The 22,478-nt window shown below is 50.2% G+C and carries 15 protein-coding genes; 11 read left to right on the top strand and 4 right to left on the bottom strand.

Annotated elements, in window-relative coordinates; translation table 11 throughout:
• Positions 1–11 precede the first annotated feature (11 nt).
• The gene (locus tag B5M13_RS07625) at positions 12–845 is read right to left on the bottom strand and encodes a sugar phosphate isomerase/epimerase family protein (RefSeq protein WP_080055111.1); all 834 of its coding nucleotides are present in this window, start codon (positions 843–845) and stop codon (positions 12–14) included.
• Positions 846–872: 27 nt separating this feature from the next.
• A complete protein-coding gene (locus B5M13_RS07620) occupies positions 873–1,787 on the bottom strand; it encodes a DUF1338 domain-containing protein (protein ID WP_080055110.1) in 915 nt (304 codons plus the stop codon).
• Positions 1,788–1,989: 202 nt separating this feature from the next.
• Here B5M13_RS07620 and B5M13_RS07615 point away from each other — a divergent pair, with 202 nt between their 5' ends.
• From B5M13_RS07615 to B5M13_RS07580, 8 genes are all read left to right on the top strand, one after another.
• On the top strand, positions 1,990–3,246 hold the full coding sequence (locus B5M13_RS07615; protein WP_080055109.1) for an MFS transporter: 1,257 nt from the start codon (positions 1,990–1,992) through the stop codon (positions 3,244–3,246).
• Positions 3,247–3,517: 271 nt separating this feature from the next.
• The gene (locus tag B5M13_RS07610; protein ID WP_080055108.1) at positions 3,518–5,014 is read left to right on the top strand and encodes an L-fucose/L-arabinose isomerase family protein; all 1,497 of its coding nucleotides are present in this window, start codon (positions 3,518–3,520) and stop codon (positions 5,012–5,014) included.
• Between the two features lie 124 nt (positions 5,015–5,138).
• The gene (locus B5M13_RS07605; RefSeq protein WP_080055107.1) at positions 5,139–8,333 is read left to right on the top strand and encodes a SusC/RagA family TonB-linked outer membrane protein; all 3,195 of its coding nucleotides are present in this window, start codon (positions 5,139–5,141) and stop codon (positions 8,331–8,333) included.
• Between the two features lie 116 nt (positions 8,334–8,449).
• Positions 8,450–9,886: a RagB/SusD family nutrient uptake outer membrane protein gene (locus B5M13_RS07600; protein WP_080055106.1), complete on the top strand. Its 1,437-nt coding sequence runs from the start codon at positions 8,450–8,452 to the stop codon at positions 9,884–9,886.
• A gap of 152 nt (positions 9,887–10,038) precedes the next feature.
• The gene (locus B5M13_RS07595; RefSeq protein ID WP_080055105.1) at positions 10,039–12,564 is read left to right on the top strand and encodes a hypothetical protein; all 2,526 of its coding nucleotides are present in this window, start codon (positions 10,039–10,041) and stop codon (positions 12,562–12,564) included.
• A gap of 104 nt (positions 12,565–12,668) precedes the next feature.
• A complete protein-coding gene (locus tag B5M13_RS07590) occupies positions 12,669–15,413 on the top strand; it encodes a glycosyl hydrolase (RefSeq protein WP_080055104.1) in 2,745 nt (914 codons plus the stop codon).
• A 333-nt stretch (positions 15,414–15,746) separates the two neighbouring features.
• The gene (gene tnpA, locus B5M13_RS07585) at positions 15,747–16,220 is read left to right on the top strand and encodes an IS200/IS605 family transposase (protein WP_080055103.1); all 474 of its coding nucleotides are present in this window, start codon (positions 15,747–15,749) and stop codon (positions 16,218–16,220) included.
• Positions 16,221–16,237: 17 nt separating this feature from the next.
• Positions 16,238–16,942, top strand: a complete 705-nt coding sequence (locus B5M13_RS07580) for an SGNH/GDSL hydrolase family protein (RefSeq protein ID WP_080059836.1) — start codon at positions 16,238–16,240, stop codon at positions 16,940–16,942.
• Here the strand turns inward: B5M13_RS07580 and B5M13_RS07575 are convergent.
• Together B5M13_RS07575 and B5M13_RS07570 are read right to left on the bottom strand one after the other, a co-directional pair.
• Positions 16,932–17,732: a GntR family transcriptional regulator gene (locus B5M13_RS07575; protein WP_080055102.1), complete on the bottom strand. Its 801-nt coding sequence runs from the start codon at positions 17,730–17,732 to the stop codon at positions 16,932–16,934. The two genes, B5M13_RS07580 and B5M13_RS07575, sit on opposite strands and share 11 nt — an antisense overlap.
• A 72-nt stretch (positions 17,733–17,804) precedes the next feature.
• A complete protein-coding gene (locus tag B5M13_RS07570) occupies positions 17,805–18,581 on the bottom strand; it encodes an acyl-[acyl-carrier-protein] thioesterase (protein ID WP_080055101.1) in 777 nt (258 codons plus the stop codon).
• 111 nt (positions 18,582–18,692) lie between these two features.
• Between B5M13_RS07570 and B5M13_RS07565 the strand changes: the two genes are divergently transcribed.
• The 3 genes from B5M13_RS07565 to B5M13_RS07555 all read left to right on the top strand — a co-directional run bounded on the left by B5M13_RS07565 (position 18,693) and on the right by B5M13_RS07555 (position 22,393).
• Positions 18,693–19,112: an IS1/IS1595 family N-terminal zinc-binding domain-containing protein gene (locus B5M13_RS07565; protein WP_080055100.1), complete on the top strand. Its 420-nt coding sequence runs from the start codon at positions 18,693–18,695 to the stop codon at positions 19,110–19,112.
• A gap of 154 nt (positions 19,113–19,266) precedes the next feature.
• Positions 19,267–20,658 carry a DcaP family trimeric outer membrane transporter gene (locus tag B5M13_RS07560; protein WP_080055099.1) on the top strand — a complete coding sequence of 464 codons (1,392 nt, stop codon included), beginning with the start codon at positions 19,267–19,269 and terminating at the stop codon, positions 20,656–20,658.
• Between the two features lie 148 nt (positions 20,659–20,806).
• Complete coding sequence (locus B5M13_RS07555; protein WP_080055098.1) at positions 20,807–22,393, top strand: MFS transporter; 1,587 nt, start codon at positions 20,807–20,809, stop codon at positions 22,391–22,393.
• Positions 22,394–22,478 lie beyond the last annotated feature (85 nt).

The raw sequence follows: 22,478 nt of genomic DNA, 5'->3' as shown, positions 1-22,478 counted from the left end.
GGTTGTATCGCTTATTTTAATCCTTCCAGAAAAGCTACACTTTGGGGCACCTGCTCCATTGAACGCGACGATTCATCTTCAATAAAGAAGTGCTTAACACCTGATTTTTTGGCCTGCTTCATCAGAGCGGCTATGCCTACATCGCCCTGCCCCAGCGTTACATTCGATTCTATATCCGAATGGCCCGTCTGGCTATCGGGAGTGCCGGGTTTACGATCTTTCAGGTGCATCAGAACGAACCGTTTAGGGTATTTCTGCAACAAGGCAACCGGATCGTAACCGGGCGATTTCACCCAAAACACATCCATTTCAAAATTCACTACTTTACGGTCCAGGTTATCGGCCAGGTAATCGAAAAAGGTACCATCCTGATAGGTTTGGAATTCGTAGCCATGATTATGGTAGCACAGCGCAATGCCATTTTCAGCTAAAAGTTTTCCGGCCGTATTAAACACATCGATAGCCCGGTCGGCATCATGAACCATAAACTGATCGCCAGCGTGGGGGATCCAGGTGCAGACCACATATTTCGCCCCTAACGCCTTGGCCTCGGCCAGTACTTTCGGAACATTTGAGTCCAGATCCTCAAAACTGGCACCTGTACTGATGGCTTTTATGCCATTCAGATCCAGCAGTTTGCGAAAATCGCCCAGACTCATTCCGTAGGTTCCGGCTATCTCTGCCTCACGAAATCCCATTTGCTTTACCTTCGCCATCGTTCCCGGTACATCTTTCGCAAACTGATTCCGAAAACTGTAAAGCTGAATACCGACGGGCGCGGGCTTCTGCGCCAGCGAAACCAGACTGTTCAAAAGCAGCCCAGCGAGTAGAAAGGAGAGTTTCATGAGGGTTTAGGGTTTGTAAGCAATGAATTACTTACCAGTTTGTGTTGTGAATGTACTCTCAAAAATCTTGTCGGCGTTGCCCGTCTCGAAACCTTCGCGTCGATGCTGACGGGTGATTTGATCGGCAGGCAAATCCCGAAACGGGGGAAGCACCCGACGTTCGGCAAACTCAACATACGACCCGGCAATCCGATAGACGTCGCCACCCGCAAATTCAGCATCGATCATTTGGGCCACCGTTGAGGCCTGACGCAGGTCGCCGTCGGGGCTAACTTTGATGGTTCCTCCGGCCGTATTGAGTCGAAAACCCCGTCGTTCCAGAAACGCTACGTACTCATCGATGGTATTATAGCCCGGTTTAAGGTTATGCACACTAATCGTAAAATGATTCAGGTAATAGCGGTTGAAAATAACCCAGGCAGCATACTCGCTTTCGTCCAGCAGCCGCTGGTAATCCGGCAACGTGGGCGTTGTCCAGAGTGGCTGGTGCAGGAACTGATCGACCGCAGCCGCATCGTCCAGATCCAATGCATCGACCGGGTCGCTGGTAACGGTATTGGTATACCGATGAATAATCTGTTGCGCTTCTTCCGAAAGCTCATGTACCCGCAACTCACTAACGAAGATGCGCGGATAGTGCGGTTCGGGCGGGCTAAACCAGTAGGCGGTCAACTTTTTCCCGGTGAAATTGAACTCATCCCGTTTTTCATAGCCGTAATGCAGGAAAATCTTCTCGAACGACGCAATGCCCAGATTGGGTACACCCATGGTCCGAAACGCAATGTGGTCATTTTCAATGTCACTAGCGGCTCCAATAATACCTTCGTCAATCATGGCATCGATGACTTTCTGTACATCAGGAACGCGTTCACTATATCGTCGCATCAGGCCACCCAATACGGCATCGAGGGTCTGCGTAGTTGTTTGTTGATTGGTTAGCATGGGCAATGAATCGTCTTTTCAGGTTTTGTGGCTCAATATAACCGTTTATTGAACCGATCAGCTTTTCAGGACCAGACTGGTAGGCCAACCCTTTATAGCCATGAAATTATTTCTATTTGATTAAAAAAAAATACCATAACAGTTGATTTTTTCTTTTTCAGGCTTATATCTTTGCATACACTAACTTAGTGCGTTAAGTAAAATGCAAAAGCACCTGCGCTGGATGATTGTTTTCCTGCTTTTTATAGCCACAGGACTCAGCTTTCTGGACCGACAGGTGCTATCTATCGCTATTCTGAAAATTCAGGAAGAGTTTAAGATTACGGACGTTCAATATGGCCTGATCAACACCAGCTTTCTGATCAGTTACGCCATCATGTTCACGCTGGGCGGCTGGCTGATCGACCGGGTAGGTGGAAAACTCGGCCTGGCGTTGTCAGTCGGCATATGGTCGGTAGCGAATAGTCTTCATGCCGTGATGAATTCGTTTACTCAGCTATTGACCTTCCGGTTCTTTCTGGGGATGGGCGAAGGCGGTTGCTTTCCGGGCGCGGCCTGGACAGTCTATCGCTGGTTCGACAAAAAAGAACGGGCCCTGGCCAATGGTATAGCCATTGGCGGATCAGCCATTGGCGCGGTCGTAGCCCCACCGTTAACCATCTGGCTATCGGCTAATTACGGCTGGCGGGGAGGATTTTTAATACCCGGTCTGATTGGCATTGCCTGGGTGATTATCTGGTTATTCATTCCCTGGAAAACAGAAAATCTGATTGTCGAAAAAGCCAGTGAGCCCCACGAAACAATTCCTTTTTTACAACTGCTCAAGCAGAAAGCAACATGGGTATTCATCATAATCCGTTTTCTGCTCGATCCAGTTTTCTACTTCATGATGTTCTGGATTCCGAAATACCTGAGTTCGGTGCGAAATGTACCTTTCGAGCAAATTGGAAGCCTTTTCTGGATACCGTTTCTGGCGCTGGGCATTGCCAACGTGCTCGGTGGGTGGTTTTCAGGACAACTGATTGCCTTTAATTTTTCAGTCAATAAAGCCCGCAAAACAGTCATGGGCATTGCGGCCATTTTGACTTTGGCAGCACCAGCCATCGAGTGGGTTTCATCCGTCAATGTCGCTGTTGCTTTAATGGCCGTGTTCATGTTTGCGCATGGCTTCTGGATTACCAATTACATAACAGCCATTTCGGACATGTTCGGTCAGAAGGCGACTTCTACGGTTGTTGGTCTGTCGGGAACAGCGGGGGCCGTTTCGGGTTTACTGCTTAATCCGTTGATGGGTGTTGTGATTCAGCAATATTCGTACCGACCGTTATGGATTGCCTCGGGCTTGCTATACCCATTTGCGTTTGTGCTGCTACTCGTACTGATTCCCCGAATCGAAGCTCTGTCGCTCGGAACCAAACGAGTTGCCCACAAACAGGGGCTAAGCGAAATAGGGGGTTAAGATACTGATTACAAACGTTATAAAACTCTTTTCCTTCAGTAGTTCAGCGTGTGTAAACCTGGGCAATGATGGTTGGTAATTTGTCCAGGTAACACGCTGATTATCGAAATATCTTAGGCTCTTTTTGTCGTCCCGACGCAGGAGGGATCTCGAATGTCAGGACGATTAAGATCCCTCCTGCGTCGGGATGACAGAAAAAGTGTAGGGTCATTACACGCAAAATCAACTTAGTGCACTAAGCTGATTATACAAAGGCATAAAACTGAATATTATGAAAAATCCATCTCCAAATGGTTTGGCAGTGCAGCAAGCAGAATGGGTAAAACGGAAGAAAACACGCCCTCGCATTGGGGTTTTCGGCGTAGGCTATTTCAAATACTGGGGGCAATTCGAGGGCTTGCTGGACGACATGATGCGGAAACAAGCCGTTTTCATCAGCAAGATTGAAGCGCTCGATACAGCCGAAATCATTGATCTGGGGCTTGTTGACGATGCATCGAAAGCGTATGAGATGGTTCTCAAACTTCAGGCGGCCAATCTGGATCTGATCTTCTGCGACATGTTGACCTACGCTACGTCGAGTACGTTTGGCATCATTATCAAAAGTATCGATGTTCCGATTGTTCTGGTAGCCCTCCAGCCCGATAAGGCGATGGACTACAGCCGGGCCTCCACGTACATGCAATTGTACAACGACGATATCTGTTCACTGCCGGAGTTTGCGGGCGTAGCCGTTCGTATGGGAAAAAAAGTACCCCAGATGATCATCGGAACGTTACACGACGACCCGGCTGCCGATGCCGACATTGAAGAATACTGCCGGATCGCTACTGTATTGCATGACCTGAAAACCGCCCGGATCGGCCATATCGGTCACCCGATTGAAGCCATGCTCGACATGCATTCCGATTCGACCATGCTTACGGCGCATTTTGGCGCACACATCGTCCAGTGCGAAGCACATGAGATCGTTTCGCAATACCAGAAAGCAACAGAGACTGAAATTGACGCGATTAAAGAGCGGATTCTGGCGTATTTCGACACACCCGATCCCGTCTCGGACCCTATTTCCGAAAAACTCCGCGATTCCGATCTGCACATTGCGGCCCAGGCGGCCGTGGCGCTGGAAAAATTCATCAAAGCCAAAAAACTCGATGGACTGGCCTATTACTATGATGGCCCGGAAGGCAGCGACACGCGGGTCGTGATGTCGAATCTGATCGTTGGCAACTCCCTCTTGCAAGGTGCTGGCTTTCCAATGTGTGGCGAATCAGACCTGAAAACCTGTATTGCTATGCTCATCATGGAACGACTGGGTATTGGCGGCAGCTTCGCGGAGTTTCACCCGGTCGATTTCAAGGAAGATTTCGTCCTGGTCGGCCACGACGGACCACATAACATTGCTATTGCAGAAGGCCAGCCAGTATTGCGCAGTCTGAAAAAATACCACGGCAAACCCGGTTTTGGCGCTGGTGTCGAATTCAAAATTAAGGAAGGACCGATTACCATGCTGAGCATCAGTTCGACCTACGAGGGCAAAATGAAGTTCGTGATTGCCGAAGGCGAGTCGATAGCCGGGCCAATTCCTCCAACGGGTAATACCAATACGCGTGGCTTCTTCAAACCCAACGTTCGCACCTTCCTGAAACGCTGGATTAGCGAAGGGCCAACGCACCACTTCGCACTGGGTGTCGGGCACCACGCCAAAACCATCCAGAAAATCGCCGACTACCTCAAAGTCGAATCAGTCATTATTTCTAATGAATAATGGATAATGCACAATGGACAATGTCGGGTGGCGCCCTATTTGAATACCACACAAGCAGCCCTTTACAAGCTCATTCATGATCCATTATTCATTACAACCGTTCTTAAACCTTAATTTTTAACTCATGGACCACTTTTTATTCCATCGACTGCGACTCTTAGTGATTGGCAGTATGCTGAGCCTATTGGCTGTTACGGTTGGGGTTGCCCAATCGGCCAAAGTGACGATTAGGGGTAAAATCACCGCGTCAGAAGACAGCGACGTTCTCGTAGGAGCCACCGTAACCGAAAAAGGAACTACCAATGGAACTACATCGGACGCCAGCGGCAATTTCCTAATCAACGTTTCTCCCAATGCGACGCTGGTTGTCAGTTTCATCGGCTATGCTCCTCAGGAACTCGCCGTAGGCAATCGTTCGCAAATCAATGTAGCGCTTAAAACCGACCAGCAACAACTTCAGGATGTGGTGGTAGTGGGTTATGGCACCCAGCGAAAAAAGGATTTGACGGGCTCTATCGTCAATCTGACCAGTAAAGATCTGGTGCCAGTCCCCTCGGCCACCAGCGTCGATCAGATGATGCAGGGAAAAGTAGCGGGTGTGCAGATTACCCAAACCTCGGGCGCACCGGGTGGAAACGTCAACGTGATTGTGCGGGGTATTAGCTCCATTACAGGTGGGAACTCGCCGTTATATGTGGTCGATGGTTATGCCATTGGTACGGGCGGTGGCGGGTCGGATTTGAGCAACTATGCATCCAACTCGTATTCGGCCAGTGGGATTGCCAGCAGCAGTTCGGTCAACCGGATTAATCCGTTGAGCATTATCAATCCGGCTGATATTGAGTCGATTCAGGTATTGAAAGATGCATCGGCAACGGCAATTTACGGTTCACGCGGCTCCAACGGGGTCATCATTATTACCACCAAACGGGGCAAACTCGGCAAACCCACCATCAGCTTCGAGCAGTCGACGGGTATGCAGGAGGTGGCTAAGAAACTGAAATTACTCACCCCTCGCCAATACGCGGAATACGTAGCCGAAGGGCGCGACAATGCCTGGGTGTTTGCTGGCGGAAAAGCGTCGGACCCTAACAGCGTTCGAAGCACGGCCACGCAGGTAAAACCCGAGTTCCGTAACCCCAGCCAATTTGCCGATCAGGGTTACGGCACCGACTGGCAGGACGTTATTTTCCAGAAAGGCATGGTGCAGAACTACCAGCTATCGGCCAGCGGAACGGGGAAAGATGTGAGCTATTACGTATCGGGTGGCTATTTTACGAACAAAGGCATCATCATTGGTTCCGATTTCAACAAGTTTACCCTTCGCACCAATATCGACGCCCACCTGACCGAGAAACTTAAAATCGGCGCTTCGTTTTCGGGTGCTCATTCTTACGGCAATTTCGCCAGGGCCGAAGGACACCTGCAATACCGGGGCCTGATTTCGGCAGCCCTCGCCAGCGACCCGACAATCCCGGTGTACAATGCCGATGGTACGCCCTATTCTGAATTTTCCAGCCCGACGGGTATTCCTGTCGAAAATCCGGTGGTGATCGCTGCCGAATTTTCGGACAAACGTAATAACTCCAACGTATTCACAAACAACTATTTGCAATACGAACTAATGCCAGGGCTGGTATTGAAAACGTCCGTCGGCGTCAATTACTCCAACAACGTTACCCGTTTGTGGAAATCATCGAAGGTAGGGCTGGCGACGAGTCGGACGGGGGCAGCAACTGCCGGGGCAACTGAAATTAAGAGCCTGAACTGGCTGAACGAAAACACGATCAACTACCGCCATAAGTTCGGACAGCACGATATTGACGCACTGGCAGGGTATACGATTCAGAAAAGCTCCGATGAGATTTTACAGGCAGGCGCTACGGGATTTTCGACCGACTATGTTCCCTTCCTTTCGGCCGGAACGGTATCAAACGGCACCAACTACGTAAGCGAATGGGCCATTATGTCGTGGCTGGCACGGGTCAACTACGGCTTCGCCAACAAATACCTGCTCACGGCGACCATTCGAACCGACGGCAGTTCCCGGTTTGGCTCCAAGAATCGATGGGGTACATTCCCTTCGCTCTCGCTGGCGTACCGGCTGTCGGACGAAGCCTTCATGAAACCCATTTCGATTATCAGCGATCTGAAACTCCGGGCAAGCTATGGCATCGCGGGTAACAACCTGATTCCCAACTACGCTACACAGGGATTGCTGGGTGTATCGCGGACGGTATCGAACGGACAGATTGTCTCCGGTATCGTTCCAACCAGTCTGGCCAATGACCAACTGACCTGGGAACAATCGGTTCAAACAAACCTTGGCCTGGACCTCTCGCTGTTCCAGAACCGTCTGTCATTCACCATCGATGCCTATCGGGCTTATAAAAAGAACCTGCTTCTAAACGTCACGTTGCCAGCGGCTTCAGGTTTCGGCAGTTCGGTCCAGAACATTGGTGAGGTCGAAAATAAAGGGTTGGAGCTAACCGTCAATTCGCAGAATATTGTGAAAGGGCCGTTCCAGTGGAACACCGATTTCAACATTAGCTGGAACCGAAACAAAGTCACAGCTCTTAACTCGGATGCCGCCCGAATTGTGACGTCCGACTATCAGGTAGCGCAGGTCGGTTATGCCATCTCCAGCTTCCGGCTCCTGAATATTCTGGGCATTTTCCAAACGCAGGAAGAGATCAGCAAAAGCCCGATCCAAAACCCACGCGTCCAACCCGGTGACTACAAGTACCAGGATGTGGATGGCAATGGAACCATCAATACTTCGGACAAAACCATCGTCGGAACACCCTGGCCGAAGTTTACCTGGGGTTTCGGCAACCGATTCAGCTTTAAGAACTTCAACCTGAGTGTAAGTCTGAATGGCTCGTACGGCAACCAGATTTATTTTCAGGGGGGTGAAGTTTCGCTCAACGACGCAGGTGTGCAGAACCAGTTAGCCGCCATTGCCAACCGCTGGCGCTCGCCGGAAAATCCGGGCGATGGCCTTTACACGCGGGCGATTCGCAACGACTATGCATTCGGTTTCAGCGCTGGAACGACCAAATACCTGTTCGATGGCTCCTATACCCGAATCCGGGATGTGAATTTATCCTACACCTTCCCTTCAACCGTGATTGGCAAGTTGAAACTTCAGGCCCTCTCGGTCTATGCCGACGTAACGAATCTGTACACCTTTACCAAGTATCCGGGCTACGACCCCGAAGGCAGTACAGGTGGCGACAATCTGGCAAAAAGTGGTGTCGACTTTTTCTCCTATCCGAACCCCCGGACGTATACAATTGGCCTGCGTGTGACCTTTTAAATGAGCGAAAGAGTGAAAGAGCGAAAAAATCGTTAGTCACTCTACTTCGGTGCGGGGCGGCCCGTGACGTCCAATTTCACTCTTTCGCTCTTTCACTCTTTCACTCTTTAGATCTCATGAAAACGAAAATCCTGGCCATACTTTTCCTGACGGCCACGTTAACCTCCTGCCATGATTTTCTGAATCTGAAACCAGCCTATCAGATCAGCGATCAGAGCTTTTACCAGAATCAGAATGACTTCGAAACGGCGCTGACGGGTGTGTACAGTACTTTCCGGGGTCTCTACAGCACCAGTAACATCCTGTACATGACCGAACTAACGACCGACAATACCGAGATTCAGTGGTCGTCGCCTTCGGCTGATGAGATGCAGATGGATCAGAACGCGGTTACGCCAACCAACGCCTTTGTTCGGGGCGTCTGGAATACGTGCCTGTATACGATCGCGCAGAGTTCAAACATCCTGAACCGGATCGATGCCGTAAATTTCGATCAGACGGCCAAGAACCGGATAAAAGGTGAAGCGCAGTTTCTACGGGCGTTCAGCTATTTCTACATGGTGCGGCTATTCGGCAATGTCCCGATCACCAACACGACTTTCACCAGCCCGGCCCAGGTAGCCTCGGCCGATCTGACGCTGAAGCCTAAAGAGGACGTTTACAAACAGATTCTGGCCGACCTGACCAGTGCCGAAACCCTGCTGCCAGCCACCCTAAACGCCGACAAAACCCGCGCTTCGCAGATGACCGTGAAAGCCTTACTCGGCAAAGTGTATCTGACCCAACAGAACTACGATCTGGCCGGTACGAAGTTGAAGGAAGTGATCGATTCGAAGTACTATTCGCTGGTAGCCGATTACAAAACGCTGTCGACCAACGGCAATACGAATCTGGCCGAAACGATTCTGGAAGTAGATTATCTGTCGGGGCAGTCACTGGGCAACAACTATTCGGCGCTGTTCACACCAGCCATCACAAGCATGGCCATCTTCCCGAACAATTTGCAGGGATCGGGCCGGATCGTGCCGACGCTGGATGTCATTAAAGCCTATGAATCGGGCGATGTGCGCAAGGCCATTTCGGTCAATGACTCGGTAACCCTCATTGGCGGCAAGAAATCGTACAGCCGCTACGGATTAAAATTCGTTGATTTCAAAGCCGTTGACTTATCAGACGGTGCGGTTTCGTTCACGATTCTCCGCTATGCCGATGTGTTGCTTATGTATGCCGAAGTGTTGAATGAACAAGGTAAATCAGCCGATGCGCTGCCTTATCTGAATCAGGTACGCCAACGGGCTAAGTTACCAGCGCTATCTGGACTATCACAAGCGGATACCCGGCTGGCGCTGGAACGCGAACGGCGAACAGAGTTCCTGTTTGAAGGCCATCGCTGGTTCGATCTGGTTCGCACCGGACGCGCCCAGACCGTTTTGAACGCCCACTATGCCAGTCAGAAGCTGAACTTTTCGGTACAGGATTTCGAGTTACTATTCCCGATCCCGCAGGCCGAAATCGACCTCAATCCGGCTTTGAAGCAGAATCCGGGGTATTGATGAAGCCTTACACCATTGCTGCCTGAGTCTATTTTTTGTCATGCTGACGAAGGAAGCATCTCAAGTCCCCCTTAATTGTGGGTTAGTATGCGTTGAGATGCTTCCTTCGTCAGCATGACAAAATCCGCAATGACTTACAATCTTTTCAACCCATGCGTACTCAACTAGTTATCATACTTAGCTTCGTCCTGTTGGGCTTTACTTACGACACGCCCAATCTGGACAATTCGACGCTGCGGGGTAAGCCCTTTAACAACATCACGCTGGAACTGTCGATGAAGCCATTCAAAAAAGCCGACAAAGCCTATATCGGGCAGGTGGCGACAGAACTCTTTACCCAGTGGTCGTCGCTACTGCGGCATACTGACACGGTATCGGTGATGCTCTGGACATCCGACGGCTCCGAGATTCTGGATTATACCGGGAAGCTGAATCAGCCGCTGGAGTGGGCGAAGTATATGGGCAATCCGAACACCGAACATGAAGTGGGTTCAGGCCCGGCCGACCTGTCGCTCCACCAGCGTGCGCTCCTGTACATGGACAACCCACCCGCTTTTACCTACGGCGACCTCAAATACATCATCCAGTCACTGAAAGAAGCAGGTAAGCGCATTACGGGGAAACCCATTCGTATCGGCGCTACCTTCGATCCGGGGCCAGAGTTTGCTCACTCGGACTTCAAATACAAAAAGCACCCCGAAATTCTGGGTGGTAATGCGATGGGCCATAAAACGATGGTCAGCTGCTACTCAACCCTGAACGCCGACAACCAGGCCTATGCGGGCTTTCCGAAAGGCATTCCAGCTAATACACCTTTTGGCACCTTTCTGGGTCGCCAGAGCCAGCACTTCCTGACCGATTTAGGTTATGATTACCTCTGGCTCAGCAACGGGTTCGGCTTTGGTGTAGAAGGCTGGTCATCGACGGGTGCCATTTTCGACGGGAAAGCGTTTGCGGCCGAAAAATTAGCAAACACCCGCGAGTTGATTGCGGGTTTCTGGAATCTGTTTCGGAAAGAATGTCCTGCTTTTCAGATTCAGACTCGGGGTACTAACCTGTCTACGGGTGCCGATCTGGCCCGCGATGGGGTTGACCTGAAGCAGATTTACAGTGGCCACTACAACATGCTGCCTCCCCCCAACTCGCCCTGGGCGGCCCTGGACGGTGATTTTGGGCTCGAAATGGTAGGGTATATGTCGCGGATGGCCGAACTGCCCGACGAACGCTACCTGTTTCGCTACTACACGCACGATCCCTGGTGGGTAAACAGCCCCTGGCTTGACCGCTACGGACAGGAACCGCACGACATTTACCTGCCGATGGCCGTTGCCCGAATCAATGCAAAAGGAGAGATTAAATTACCCACACACCTGAATTTCCTGACGGCCGATAACACCTATGGGGAAATGCCAGCCCAGGTGCCCGACGAGGTAACACCACACATTCTGAAAGCCCGGTATGATTCGCCAACGGCACCGGGACCACTCGTTTGGGTGTATCCGTTCGAGGAATACCATACCTGGGCTTATAAGGATGGGAAACGCCTGCCCGAAATTTATTATGGCGACTGGCTGATTCGTCAGGCCATCAACAACGGCTTTCCGCTCAACACCATCCTGTCGACCAATTCTTTCCAGAACGTAGTGGCGGCTAAACCGACCTATTTCAATGAGTCTGTATTGGTGTCGATTGTGCCTGAAGCCAACTCATCGCTCGAAAAATCACTGATCGACTTTGTGCAGAATGGCGGCAAACTGCTGGTATATGGTCCTGCCGATCACGCGGGTGCCGCCTTCATGAACCTGCTGAATCTGCAACATACCTCAGCACTGGAGGGGGACTTTCAGGTGAGTTCAAGCATCAACTTCGACAAGCTGGACAAGCCCTATCCTGATAAGATTACCCATCGCGCTTTGTTTTCGGGCGGTGGCATCGCTACGCAGGTAAAGAACAAAGCCGACGCGGGTACGAAGGTACTGGCGAAAATGACGCAGGGCAGCCATAGCCGTGATGTGGTGTGGGTACGCGAAAAACCAGAGTGGAAAGGCGGCAAAGTAGCTTATGTACGGGGCACCAATTCCAGTAAGTTCACCGGCGGCAAACTCCTGACTCCCGACGATCCAGAACAACTGTTTACCGGCCCATTACTGATGCGCTACGTCCTGAACGAGTTTGGATTGGACTACCGCATCGATAAGAAAAACCCATCCGTTAAGAGTCCAGTTCTGGCTATTTCCCGTAGCAGCAACGGTTTTTTCTTCTCCGGCTACTGCCCGAACACAACCGTTACGCACCGCTTCAAAATGCCGCAGGGCGCTCCACTGCTGACAGGCTACGAAACCGAGTTAACGAATGGATACTCAGTCTATAACTTGCCGAAAGCCTGGCATAAGGAAAGTCGATTTTTTGTAGAGCAACCGGATGGCATCGTCTCCTGTCAGGAAATGACGTCCGGGGTTCAGCACATGAAACGCTGTATACGTCTGTCGGGCCTCAAAAACGCTACGGTACGTATTTACCCCGACGAAGGCGTTACGGAACAGGGGCTTCATGTGTATGCGAATACGGGCTATCCGTGGGGTAAAAAGCCACAGGCAGCCTTCAAACCCGGCGATAAGAAGTACGGTAATCACTATGTCGTTGAACACGCAACCGGCGATTTAGTGGTGTTCTGGTGATACCTATAGAATACGATTTATTATGATTCTTATGATTTACACAGATCATAATAAATCATAGGAATCATAACAATCTTTGTTCTATTCTATACCCTCATACCTTCATGAAATTCATTTTTACACTCCCGGTCATTGGATTGTTCGCGGCTATGGGCTTATTGCATACGCCTACTCCTCAAGCCGATACAATCACTTATGCGTCTCTAAAAGAAGGGTTTAAAAATCCACCCATCCACGCCCGGCCCAAAGTGTACTGGTGGTGGCTCAACGGGTATGTCGATACGGTTCGGTTGAAAGAAGAGCTACAAGCCATCAAAAAGGCCGGCATGGGTGGTGTCGATATTTTTGAGATCGGCCTTCCCCCGGCCAGCGACGCTAATCAGGTGATTCCGGCAGGGCCAGCTTTCATGGGCGAAGCTTCCGTAAAAACCATTGCGATGGCCATCCGGGAAGCCGGTAAGCTAGGCCTGGAGGTCGGGCTGAATCTGGCCAGTAGCTGGAATGCGGGTGGCACCTGGGTGAAACCACAGCATGCAGCCAAAACCATTTACTTCTCGAAAATGGCCTTAAATGACGCAACCCAACAGCCAGTTAAGCTACCCTTTCCAACCATTACCCCTGATCGGCAGGGCAACAAGCGTCCTATCGTGTATGGGCCAGATGGCAAGCCTGATTACTATGAAGAAATTGCCATAATCGCGCTGCCTGCTGGGCAAACTGCCCTATTCGATACAACTAACATCGTCAACGTATCCTCCTTTTTCGATCCTAAAACCGAACAGCTTACCTGGAAAGCACCCGCTGGAAACTGGGACATCTATCGGTACATCTGCTCCAATTCGGGCGAACAGTTGATCCGTCCTACACCCCACTCGGTTGGCCCAATCATCGACCATTTTGATTCAACAGCAACCCGGATGCATGTGATGTACTTCATCGACAGACTGAAACCTTTGCTCGGCGATTTCAGCAAAAGTCCGCTGAAAAACCTATACCTGGCCAGCTACGAAGCCAAGGAATTTACCTGGACGCCAACCTTACCAGCCGCTTTCAGGAAACTGCATGGGTACGACCTCTATAAATTTCTGCCCGCCATTTTCAATAAAGATGGGTATCGACCCGAACTCGCGAAATCGTTTCAGTTCGACTTCGACAATACGCTGTCGGAACTAATGATTAATAACCATTACCGGAAGGCGAAGGAAATCTGTAATCGGCATGGCTTACAGATCATTTCGGAATCGGGCGGACCGGGACATTTGCACCATATTCCGGTCGAAACACTGAAAGCGCTGGGGGCGCTGGACGTCCCTCGCGGAGAATACTGGTATAACCGGGAGTTCTTTATGGAGTCCGATAAAGATAGCCTGGTCGACATGATTTATCTGGTGAAGGAGATTGCAGCCGCGTCGCACATCTACAAACGCGGCATCGTCGAAGAAGAGTCGTTTACCAGCTACTGGGACTGGCAGGAAGGCCCTGCCGACCTTAAACCCCTGGCCGACCGTGCGTTTTGCGAAGGCATGAACCGGCTGGTTATTCACGGATTTACGCACAATCCGTCGGGTATGGGCTATCCGGGCATTGCGTATTTTGCGGGTACCCATTACAACGACCGCAACGGCTGGTGGCCCAAAGTCAAACCGTTCAACGACTACCTGGCCCGTGTCTCATACATTCTGCAAAAGACGAATTTTGTGGCCGATGTGCTTCATTATTATGGCGATGCTATCCCGAATCTGATTCCACCTAAAAACACCCGCTTTGCCGTTGGGACGGGCTATGACTATGAGGTAATCAATACGGAAGTCCTGCTACGAGACCTAACTGTTGAAAACGGGAAATGGGTACTACCGGGGGTTGGCCAATATCGTGTTCTGCACATTGGCAACGAAGGGAAAACGCCACCAGCCGTACGAGCCAAACTTAAGCAGTTGGCGGCTAAAGGAGCCAAACTGGTGGAAGCAACCGACTCTCCGTTTGAAGCCCTTCAGAGCCTAGCTATCGTTCCCGACTTTAGCTATGCCGGGCAAAAAGCCGACCAGCGGCATACGCCCATCGACCATATTCATTATCAACATAACGGCCTGGACTTTTACCTGATCCGAAATACGACCAATAGCTGGGTTTCGAAGGACTGTTTCTTCCGACAATCGGCCCAAACACCCGAACTCTGGAATCCCGTAACAGGCGAAGTCAGTGCCATTTCTGCGTATCAACAAGAAACAAATCGCATCAAAATTCCGGTTTCGTTACCGCCTTATGGCGCCTATTTCGTCGTCTTTACGCCAACGCCCACAGACGCCAAACCCGTGGCTACAGAACTACAACATCCAGCATCCACAACTTCCATCATGGCGCTGGATGGCCCCTGGCAGCTTAGCTTTCCTAAAGGCTGGGGTGCTCCATCATCGACTACCTTTCCAAAACTAATTTCCTGGACCCAATCGGAGCAAAAAGGTATTCGCTATTTTTCGGGCATTGCAACGTACCAGCAGACCTTCCAGTATAAATCTGTGGCGAGTAAAAAACAGCGACTTTATCTGGACCTTGGCCGCGTTTCGAAACTTGGTGAGGTGTGGCTGAACAACAAACCGCTGGGCATCGTCTGGACACCCCCCTACCGCGTCGATATTACGGATGCGATCAAACCCGGTTCCAACGTACTGAAAGTCGAGGTAGCCAATACCTGGTCGAATCGATTAACGGGCGATGCTATAACGGGTGAGACGTTTACAAAGACCAACATCACCAAAGCCAATAAAAACCTGGTTCCCTGGGGAAAACTGCCACTGATTGAGTCGGGTTTGCTAGGGCCGGTTAGGATATTGATGGCAAGAATTCAATAAAAGATAGCTACCGGCATTGCGCCCCTACGGGGCTTGGTAGGCGTGTAGGGTCATGAAAACTACCGACATTATGCCCCGCTGGGGCTTGTACATAAAAATGGACATGGCAGCTATTAGCATTAAACTCCTCTGGCGCTTAGCACATAACATACCAATTATTTTCGTCGACATTGTATTCTTCACGAGCCATTGATACAAACTATAAGTCTAAACGACAAAGTTAAGCCCCGGAGGGGCACAATGTCGGTAGCTATCGATATTACGCCCCAACCTAAAAGCCCCAGCGGGGCGCAACGTCGATAGCCTTAAATTAATTATAAAACCCAATAAAATATGGCCAATACATATACACAACTTGACATCCAATTAGTATTCGCAGTGAAAGGTCGTGAGAGTCTGATTGAGAAAAGCTGGAAGGAAGAATTATACCGATACATTACCAGTATCGTGCAAAACCATAATCATAAACTACTGGCTATCAATGGGATGCCCGACCATATTCACATTTTCATTGGTTATAATCCTGCTCAGTTACTACCCAAATTGGTGGAAGAGATAAAGACGTCATCGAACAAACATATCAATACCAACCGGCTATCCCGCTTCCCATTTAGCTGGCAAGCAGGGTATGGTGCATTTTCCTATAGTCGTTCGCAACGCGCCGATGTGATTCGCTACATTGATCGACAGGAAGAACATCACCGACGAAAATCGTTTGGCGACGAATACCGACTCATGCTGCAAAAATTTGAAGTGGACTACAAAGAAGCCTACCTGTTTGAGTTTCTTGAGAACGTAGCGGAATAAATATGACAGAATTTATAATGAAAACACTGCTTCTGATCGTAAGCTTACTCAATCTGTCTATCATCAGTTTGGCGCAACAAGCTGATTCAACGCAGTATTTAGCGACTGTCAAAAACGAATTAAATGCCGTCTGGCCGAAAAACCGGACCATCAACCTGGTCTTTCATGGGCACTCAGTACCAGCCGGTTACTGGCACGACCACGAAGTACATACCCTGGAATCGTACCCCAATCTCCTGCTGGCTAAATTGAAAGCCCAGTATCCATATGCCGTCATCAACGTGATTGTCACAGCCATAGGGGGCGAAAATTCCATTAAAGGACAATCCCGGCTCGACTCGGATGTACTCGTTCATAAACCTGATGTGCTGTTCATCGACTATGCTCTCAACGACCGTTTTTCCAACATCGGTAAAGTTCGGGAGGCCTGGGAAAAGATGATTCAATCAGCTCAGGCCCAAAAGATACCCGTTATTCTGCTTACCCCCTCCCCCGACCAACGGCTAAACATTCTGGATGATAACAATCCACTAGAACCTTTCGCACAACTCATCAAACAATTGGCTGATCAATACCATACGGGCCTGGCCGATCCATACTCAGTCTTTAAGCAGATTGCTAAACGGGGCGAGTTGACGAACTACATGTCGCATGTGAACCACCCGAACAAAGCCGGGCATGAGGTTATTGTGGGCGAGCTGCTGAAATGGTTCAGGAAGTAATGGAATTGGACGGGCGCTGAAGCTGTTCGGGGTTGGCGATAACGGCAAATTTGTACTTATCGCCATGATAATACGACTGCTCAATCTCTACGATTTGATCGCCGGTACAGATTACCGCGCTATCCAGCACAAAAACAGGCGTCGGTTTACTCAGGTCAAAATTGGTGGTGTTGGGTTCCAGGATTTTTACCCCCAGCGTTTGCTGCACCTCGGCAATGTTCAGCCGATAATTGTCTTCGTAGACTTTGAAATACGAAATCTCGGTAGGCAACCGATTGATTTTAGGGCATAACGTCAGCGAAATGTATTTCACCTCATCCTTAATCAGCAAATCGTCGGCATAGCGAAGCTGGTGCAGCTTCATCACCGGCCCGTCGATAATAAAATGACGTCCATTGATCTCCGACGAAATCCCATCCTGTAGAATCGTCTTTTCCAGTACAATATTCTTAGGCGTAAATCCTTCGGCAATCAGGCTATCGTGAAACCCGCGCCGGGTCGCGTAGATGGACCCCAGCGTCCGTAGCAGGTGGTGGTCTTCCGTGCGATTGAGCACATACGTACCCTTGCCCTTGATACGCCGGGCCCAGCCTTTGGATTCAATTTCGAGCAGGGTTTTTCGAGCCGTTGTATTGCTGATATGATAGGTTTTAATCAGCTCGTTTTCCGATGGAATCTGGTCGCCCGGCTGCAATTCGCCCCGTTTTATCTTGTCAATGATGCTTTCGCTGAGGGCAATGAATTTTGCCTTATGCGTTTCGGGTTTAGCAACTGTTCGTTTCGTTTCCATTCGGTGCAGCAATACCTACGTTTTCTGGTGCTAAGGCTAAAGTTTCTGTAACTAATGTTGAATCTGGTTTTGTCACCCCTCCTGCGCCGGGATGACGAAACCATTATCCCGCCACCGGCTTCGTGCCAATAGCACTTCTTTACCTGACTCGTACTGGCTTATCCGGTGTACCAGCGTATCGGAGGTTTCCGTTGCCAGCTCGATTCGAAGCTGGTCGCGCCAATGGCTTTCGGTACGGTAAACTAAATCAATTTCGGCTAATTCCCGCGTCTGTAGCCAGGAATCTGTAACGGATTCGAGCAACCAGCCTACATAAGCTACATTATTGACATGGTGATTCTGATCAATACTGAACCAACCGACTTCAACATCCTTTTCGAGATGAGCGACAAACGGCATCGTCTGAAAGTCTGGTTTTAGCGAAAGTTTAGGTAATGGGTCAATACCCGTGGGTGTTTTTAAATTGCGAATAAATTCAGGCAGCGGCACCATCGTCCGCTTTTCGATACCAAACACTAGCCAGATACTGCTAGCATCGGCCAATAGGGTATCGTCTTCGGCACGAACCTGAAAATCACGGTAGATAAAGTATTTCTCAACGGCAGTCGGATAGGTCGTCAGCCGAATGGTCTGTCCATATCTTGGATATTGGTGAATGCGCAGCCGGAACCGCATCAGCATCCAGCCAAAGCCTTGACCCACCAAATCGGCAATGCCAATACCATAATCCAATGCATTTCGGTTAGCAGACTCCTGCATCTGGTTCATCAGCGCCGGAATACTCATACGCCCAAAGGCATCGCATTCATAGCCACGCAGGGTGAATGTATCGGTTTGGATAAAAGCCATGTTGCAAAGGTACAACGGTACCGAATCCCACCAACTATAACTATTTACGGAAATACTTATCCTATTCTGCTAAGTTGCTATATATTTGCTAAATTGAGATAGATACTGTGTATGGCCACTCCTAAATGCCCCAAATGTAATTCGACCGAAGCCGTTCGTAACGGAATCGTTAACCAACGTCAGCGCTTCCGTTGCCGACAGTGCAACTACAATTTTACGGTCGATAAAGTTGGAAAAGGTATCAGCACCTACTATGTCATCAAAGCCCTTCAGCTATACATTGAAGGGGTGAGTTTCCGCGAAATTGAGCGATTATTGGGCATCAGCCACGTTTCGGTGATGAACTGGGTCAAGAAATACCAGATCAAAGTACCCGAAAAAAACACCTATCATCCGACCTATAAAATCCTCAATCACAAAGAACTAGCCGAGTTTATTACGAACAAGGATAACGTAGAAGGGGCCGGCATGATCATTACTGAATTGGGCGATAAGTTCATGCTCATCAAGTGGGAACGCTTCCGGGATTAACTACGCTGGCGCTACTTACCTACCCTAAATTAGTCGATTTTAACGTACCACAGCCATTTCTATAGAAATTTAGCATATCCACATCACTGAGTTGCGTACATCGGTCAATCAGAAGCAGTTTTGAATCGCTTAACCTAAACTTCTTCCTGACCTAATGAATACATTGTCAAACCTTTTGCTGTGGGCTGGCGCTACTGCACTGGCAAGCGCCAGCCTCACGCAACCCGTCCGGGCTCAGACCAATACGGGTCCACAGTCAACGGGAAGCACAACCATGATTCCCATGACGTCGTCGGTGGCTAGCCCTCCTGTTACCGTACCAGCAACGACGACCCCGGTTAGTACACCCACATCAGCCAAACCCGCCGAAACGCCAGTCTTCTCCGTTAAGTTTACCGGCTTCGTGCGGAACGATGTATCCTGGGATTCGCGCCAGACCGTAAACCTGCGTGAAGCCTCGGTCGACCTCTGGGCCAAGGACAAACAACTCGACATCAACGGCAACGACATTAATGCCGTATCGAATTTAAACATGCTGGGTATCAACAGCCGATTGGGCGTTACGTTCAACGGGCCCGATGCCTGGGGTGCTAAAACATCCGGTTTACTGGAAATGGAATGGTTCGGGCCGTCGGACGCAGCCGTTGGGGGAGTACGGCTGCGCCACGCCTGGGCAAAGCTGGACTGGGCCAAAACGCAACTGGCGTTTGGCCAGTTCTGGCATCCGCTGTTTGTGACGGACTGTTTTCCGGGCGTTGTCAATTTCAACACGGGCATTCCCTTTCAGCCGTTTAACCGAAGCCCGCAGGTCCGCCTGACCAAACACCTGAATGCCGACTGGCACCTGATCGTAGCAGCCATTGCTCAGCGCGATTTTACCAATTCAGGTATCAACGGCAGTTCGTCTGAATACCTGCGCAATACCGCTGTCCCGAATCTGCACGCCCAACTTCAGTTGAAACGCGAGAAAGTGCTGGCCGGAATCGCTTTCGATTATAAGGTGATTCGGCCCCGGTTATCGGTAGGCAGCGGCACTACCCTTCAGGAATTGAACGCTACTGTGGGCAGCACCGCCATCATGGGTTACCTAAAAGTAATAAGCAGCCGGGCCACCTTTAAAGCCGAAATTGTATCGGGTGCCAACCTGACCGATCATGTGATGCTCGGTGGATTTCTGGCCTACGGAACCAACGGCATCGAATCGTCGTACAAACCCGTCAAAATCACCTCGATGTGGGCTGAAATTCATGGAAATGGCAAAAAAGTAGTACCGGGTCTGTTTGTGGGTTACTCTAAAAATGCGGGCAACGATCCAAACGCTATTGCCGCCTATGGCCGGGGAATTGGCATATCAGGTCGTGGTGGTATCGACAACCTGATGCGGATTGCGCCCCGCGTCGAGTTCATTGCGGGCAAGTTCAAGCTAGGCACCGAATATGAATACACAGCCGCCGGGTATGGCACCTCTACCTCAGATGCTCGGGTAACCAGCGTTGAGACCATTTCCAACTCGCGTCTGCTACTGACTACTACGTTCGCGTTCTGATCTTTGGCAGAAAATAGAACAATTTCCGGCAATTGTTGACTCTTTCCCAAGGCTTTGCTAATTCGCATTCGGAAACTGCTTAATCAATAGCCAGCCTCATTCTCAAATCCAATTCGAATCGTTCCTTAACCCCTAACATTCGTTACTTATGGTTGCACCTCCTGCATCCCAAAAACCCTCGACCGCCAGTACCCGCTCGCTGGTTAGCATTATTGGCGCATCGTCGGTTGGTACCCTCATCGAGTGGTACGACTTCTACATCTTTGGCTCACTGGCTACCGTGCTGGCTACCAAGTTTTTTCCCGAAGGCAACCCAACCGCGGCTTTTCTCTCGACACTGGCTACGTTTGCTGCTGGTTTCGTGGTACGTCCTTTTGGTGCCCTGTTTTTTGGTCGTCTTGGCGATCTGATCGGGCGTAAATACACGTTTATGGTCACGCTTCTGCTGATGGGTGGTGCCACCTTCGCCATTGGCCTGATACCCAGCTACGAGACCATCGGTTTTCTGGCTCCGACATTGGTGCTGATTCTGCGGCTGTTGCAGGGGCTGGCTCTGGGTGGTGAATACGGCGGGGCCGCTACCTACGTTGCCGAACATTCGCCCGTTGAAAAACGGGGTTACTGGACTTCCTGGATTCAGACAACGGCGACGGCGGGGTTGTTCATTTCGCTGCTGGTGATTATGGCTACCCGCGTTTCGCTGTCGAAAGAAGCGTTCGATGATTGGGGCTGGCGGGTTCCGTTCTGGGTGTCGATCATCATGGTAGCCGTGTCGTACATCATCCGCCAGAACATGCACGAGTCACCCCTGTTTGCCAAAGCAAAAGCGGAAGGCAAAACATCGGCCAACCCCCTGAAAGAGAGCTTTGGCAATAAATACAACTTTAAATTTGTGTTGCTGGCACTTTTCGGGGCAACAATGGGGCAAGGTGTGGTGTGGTACACGGGTCAGTTTTATGCCATGAGCTTTATCAAGACGGTTTGTAGTGTCGATGCCATGCAGTCGGACGGGCTGATGTCGATTGCGCTGCTGATGGGAACCCCATTCTTTGTGGTCTTCGGCTGGCTGTCGGATCGGATTGGTCGTAAACCGATCATGCTGGCGGGGATGCTGATTGCCATTCTTTCGTACCGGACCCTGTATGAAAACATCTATCAGACCACCAACCTCAAAAACAAGCAGGAGATCACCGAAAAAACGACCTCCGAAACGACCGTAACCGCCGACCCAAAAGCCGCTGGTGTGTCGATCAATACCCTGACTGTCAAGAAAGAATATACCGACGGCACCAAACTGACGGAGGTTACCAAAACAAAAACCCTGGCCGACCCATCTGCCGAGCCAGCCAAACCGGAGATCAAGAAAACCATTACCATCAACGATAGCGACCGCTGGACCCTGATCTGGCTGGTATTTGTTCAGGTTATTTTTGTGACGATGGTCTATGGCCCAATCGCGGCCTTCCTGGTCGAAATGTTCCCGACTAAAATCCGCTACACCTCTATGTCGCTTCCGTATCACATCGGGAATGGCGTTTTTGGTGGATTGCTCCCGGCCGTGGCTACCTATCTGGCCACCAAAGCCAAGGATGCCAATACGGCTGCCGAAAAAGCGGGTGAACTTATCCCCAATGCCGCTCCATATCTGGAAGGGCTTTGGTACCCAATCATCGTAACGGCTGTTTGTCTGGTTATTGGGGTCTTCTACATCAAAGACAAACGAGTAACGGATTAAGATTTACCCCTCCCCAACCCTCCCCTAAAAGCAGGGAAGGGCGACTTTCCGATATTGTCAACCTAGTAGCTGGATACTTTTTTTT

It is taken from the genome of Spirosoma aerolatum, from assembly GCF_002056795.1.
Classification (GTDB): domain Bacteria; phylum Bacteroidota; class Bacteroidia; order Cytophagales; family Spirosomataceae; genus Spirosoma; species Spirosoma aerolatum.
This window is presented reverse-complemented; position numbering and strand designations above follow the sequence as displayed.

Bases quoted from the DNA above. Each gene is read 5' to 3' on its own strand.
- B5M13_RS07625 (WP_080055111.1), bottom strand. From the start codon at position 845: ATGAAACTCTCCTTTCTACTCGCTGGGCTGCTTTTGAACAGTCTGGTT.
- B5M13_RS07620 (WP_080055110.1), bottom strand. From the start codon at position 1,787: ATGCTAACCAATCAACAAACAACTACGCAGACCCTCGATGCCGTATTG.
- B5M13_RS07615 (WP_080055109.1), top strand. From the start codon at position 1,990: ATGCAAAAGCACCTGCGCTGGATGATTGTTTTCCTGCTTTTTATAGCC.
- B5M13_RS07610 (WP_080055108.1), top strand. From the start codon at position 3,518: ATGAAAAATCCATCTCCAAATGGTTTGGCAGTGCAGCAAGCAGAATGG.
- B5M13_RS07605 (WP_080055107.1), top strand. From the start codon at position 5,139: ATGGACCACTTTTTATTCCATCGACTGCGACTCTTAGTGATTGGCAGT.
- B5M13_RS07600 (WP_080055106.1), top strand. From the start codon at position 8,450: ATGAAAACGAAAATCCTGGCCATACTTTTCCTGACGGCCACGTTAACC.
- B5M13_RS07595 (WP_080055105.1), top strand. From the start codon at position 10,039: ATGCGTACTCAACTAGTTATCATACTTAGCTTCGTCCTGTTGGGCTTT.
- B5M13_RS07590 (WP_080055104.1), top strand. From the start codon at position 12,669: ATGAAATTCATTTTTACACTCCCGGTCATTGGATTGTTCGCGGCTATG.
- tnpA (WP_080055103.1), top strand. From the start codon at position 15,747: ATGGCCAATACATATACACAACTTGACATCCAATTAGTATTCGCAGTG.
- B5M13_RS07580 (WP_080059836.1), top strand. From the start codon at position 16,238: ATGAAAACACTGCTTCTGATCGTAAGCTTACTCAATCTGTCTATCATC.
- B5M13_RS07575 (WP_080055102.1), bottom strand. From the start codon at position 17,732: ATGGAAACGAAACGAACAGTTGCTAAACCCGAAACGCATAAGGCAAAA.
- B5M13_RS07570 (WP_080055101.1), bottom strand. From the start codon at position 18,581: ATGGCTTTTATCCAAACCGATACATTCACCCTGCGTGGCTATGAATGC.
- B5M13_RS07565 (WP_080055100.1), top strand. From the start codon at position 18,693: ATGGCCACTCCTAAATGCCCCAAATGTAATTCGACCGAAGCCGTTCGT.
- B5M13_RS07560 (WP_080055099.1), top strand. From the start codon at position 19,267: ATGAATACATTGTCAAACCTTTTGCTGTGGGCTGGCGCTACTGCACTG.
- B5M13_RS07555 (WP_080055098.1), top strand. From the start codon at position 20,807: ATGGTTGCACCTCCTGCATCCCAAAAACCCTCGACCGCCAGTACCCGC.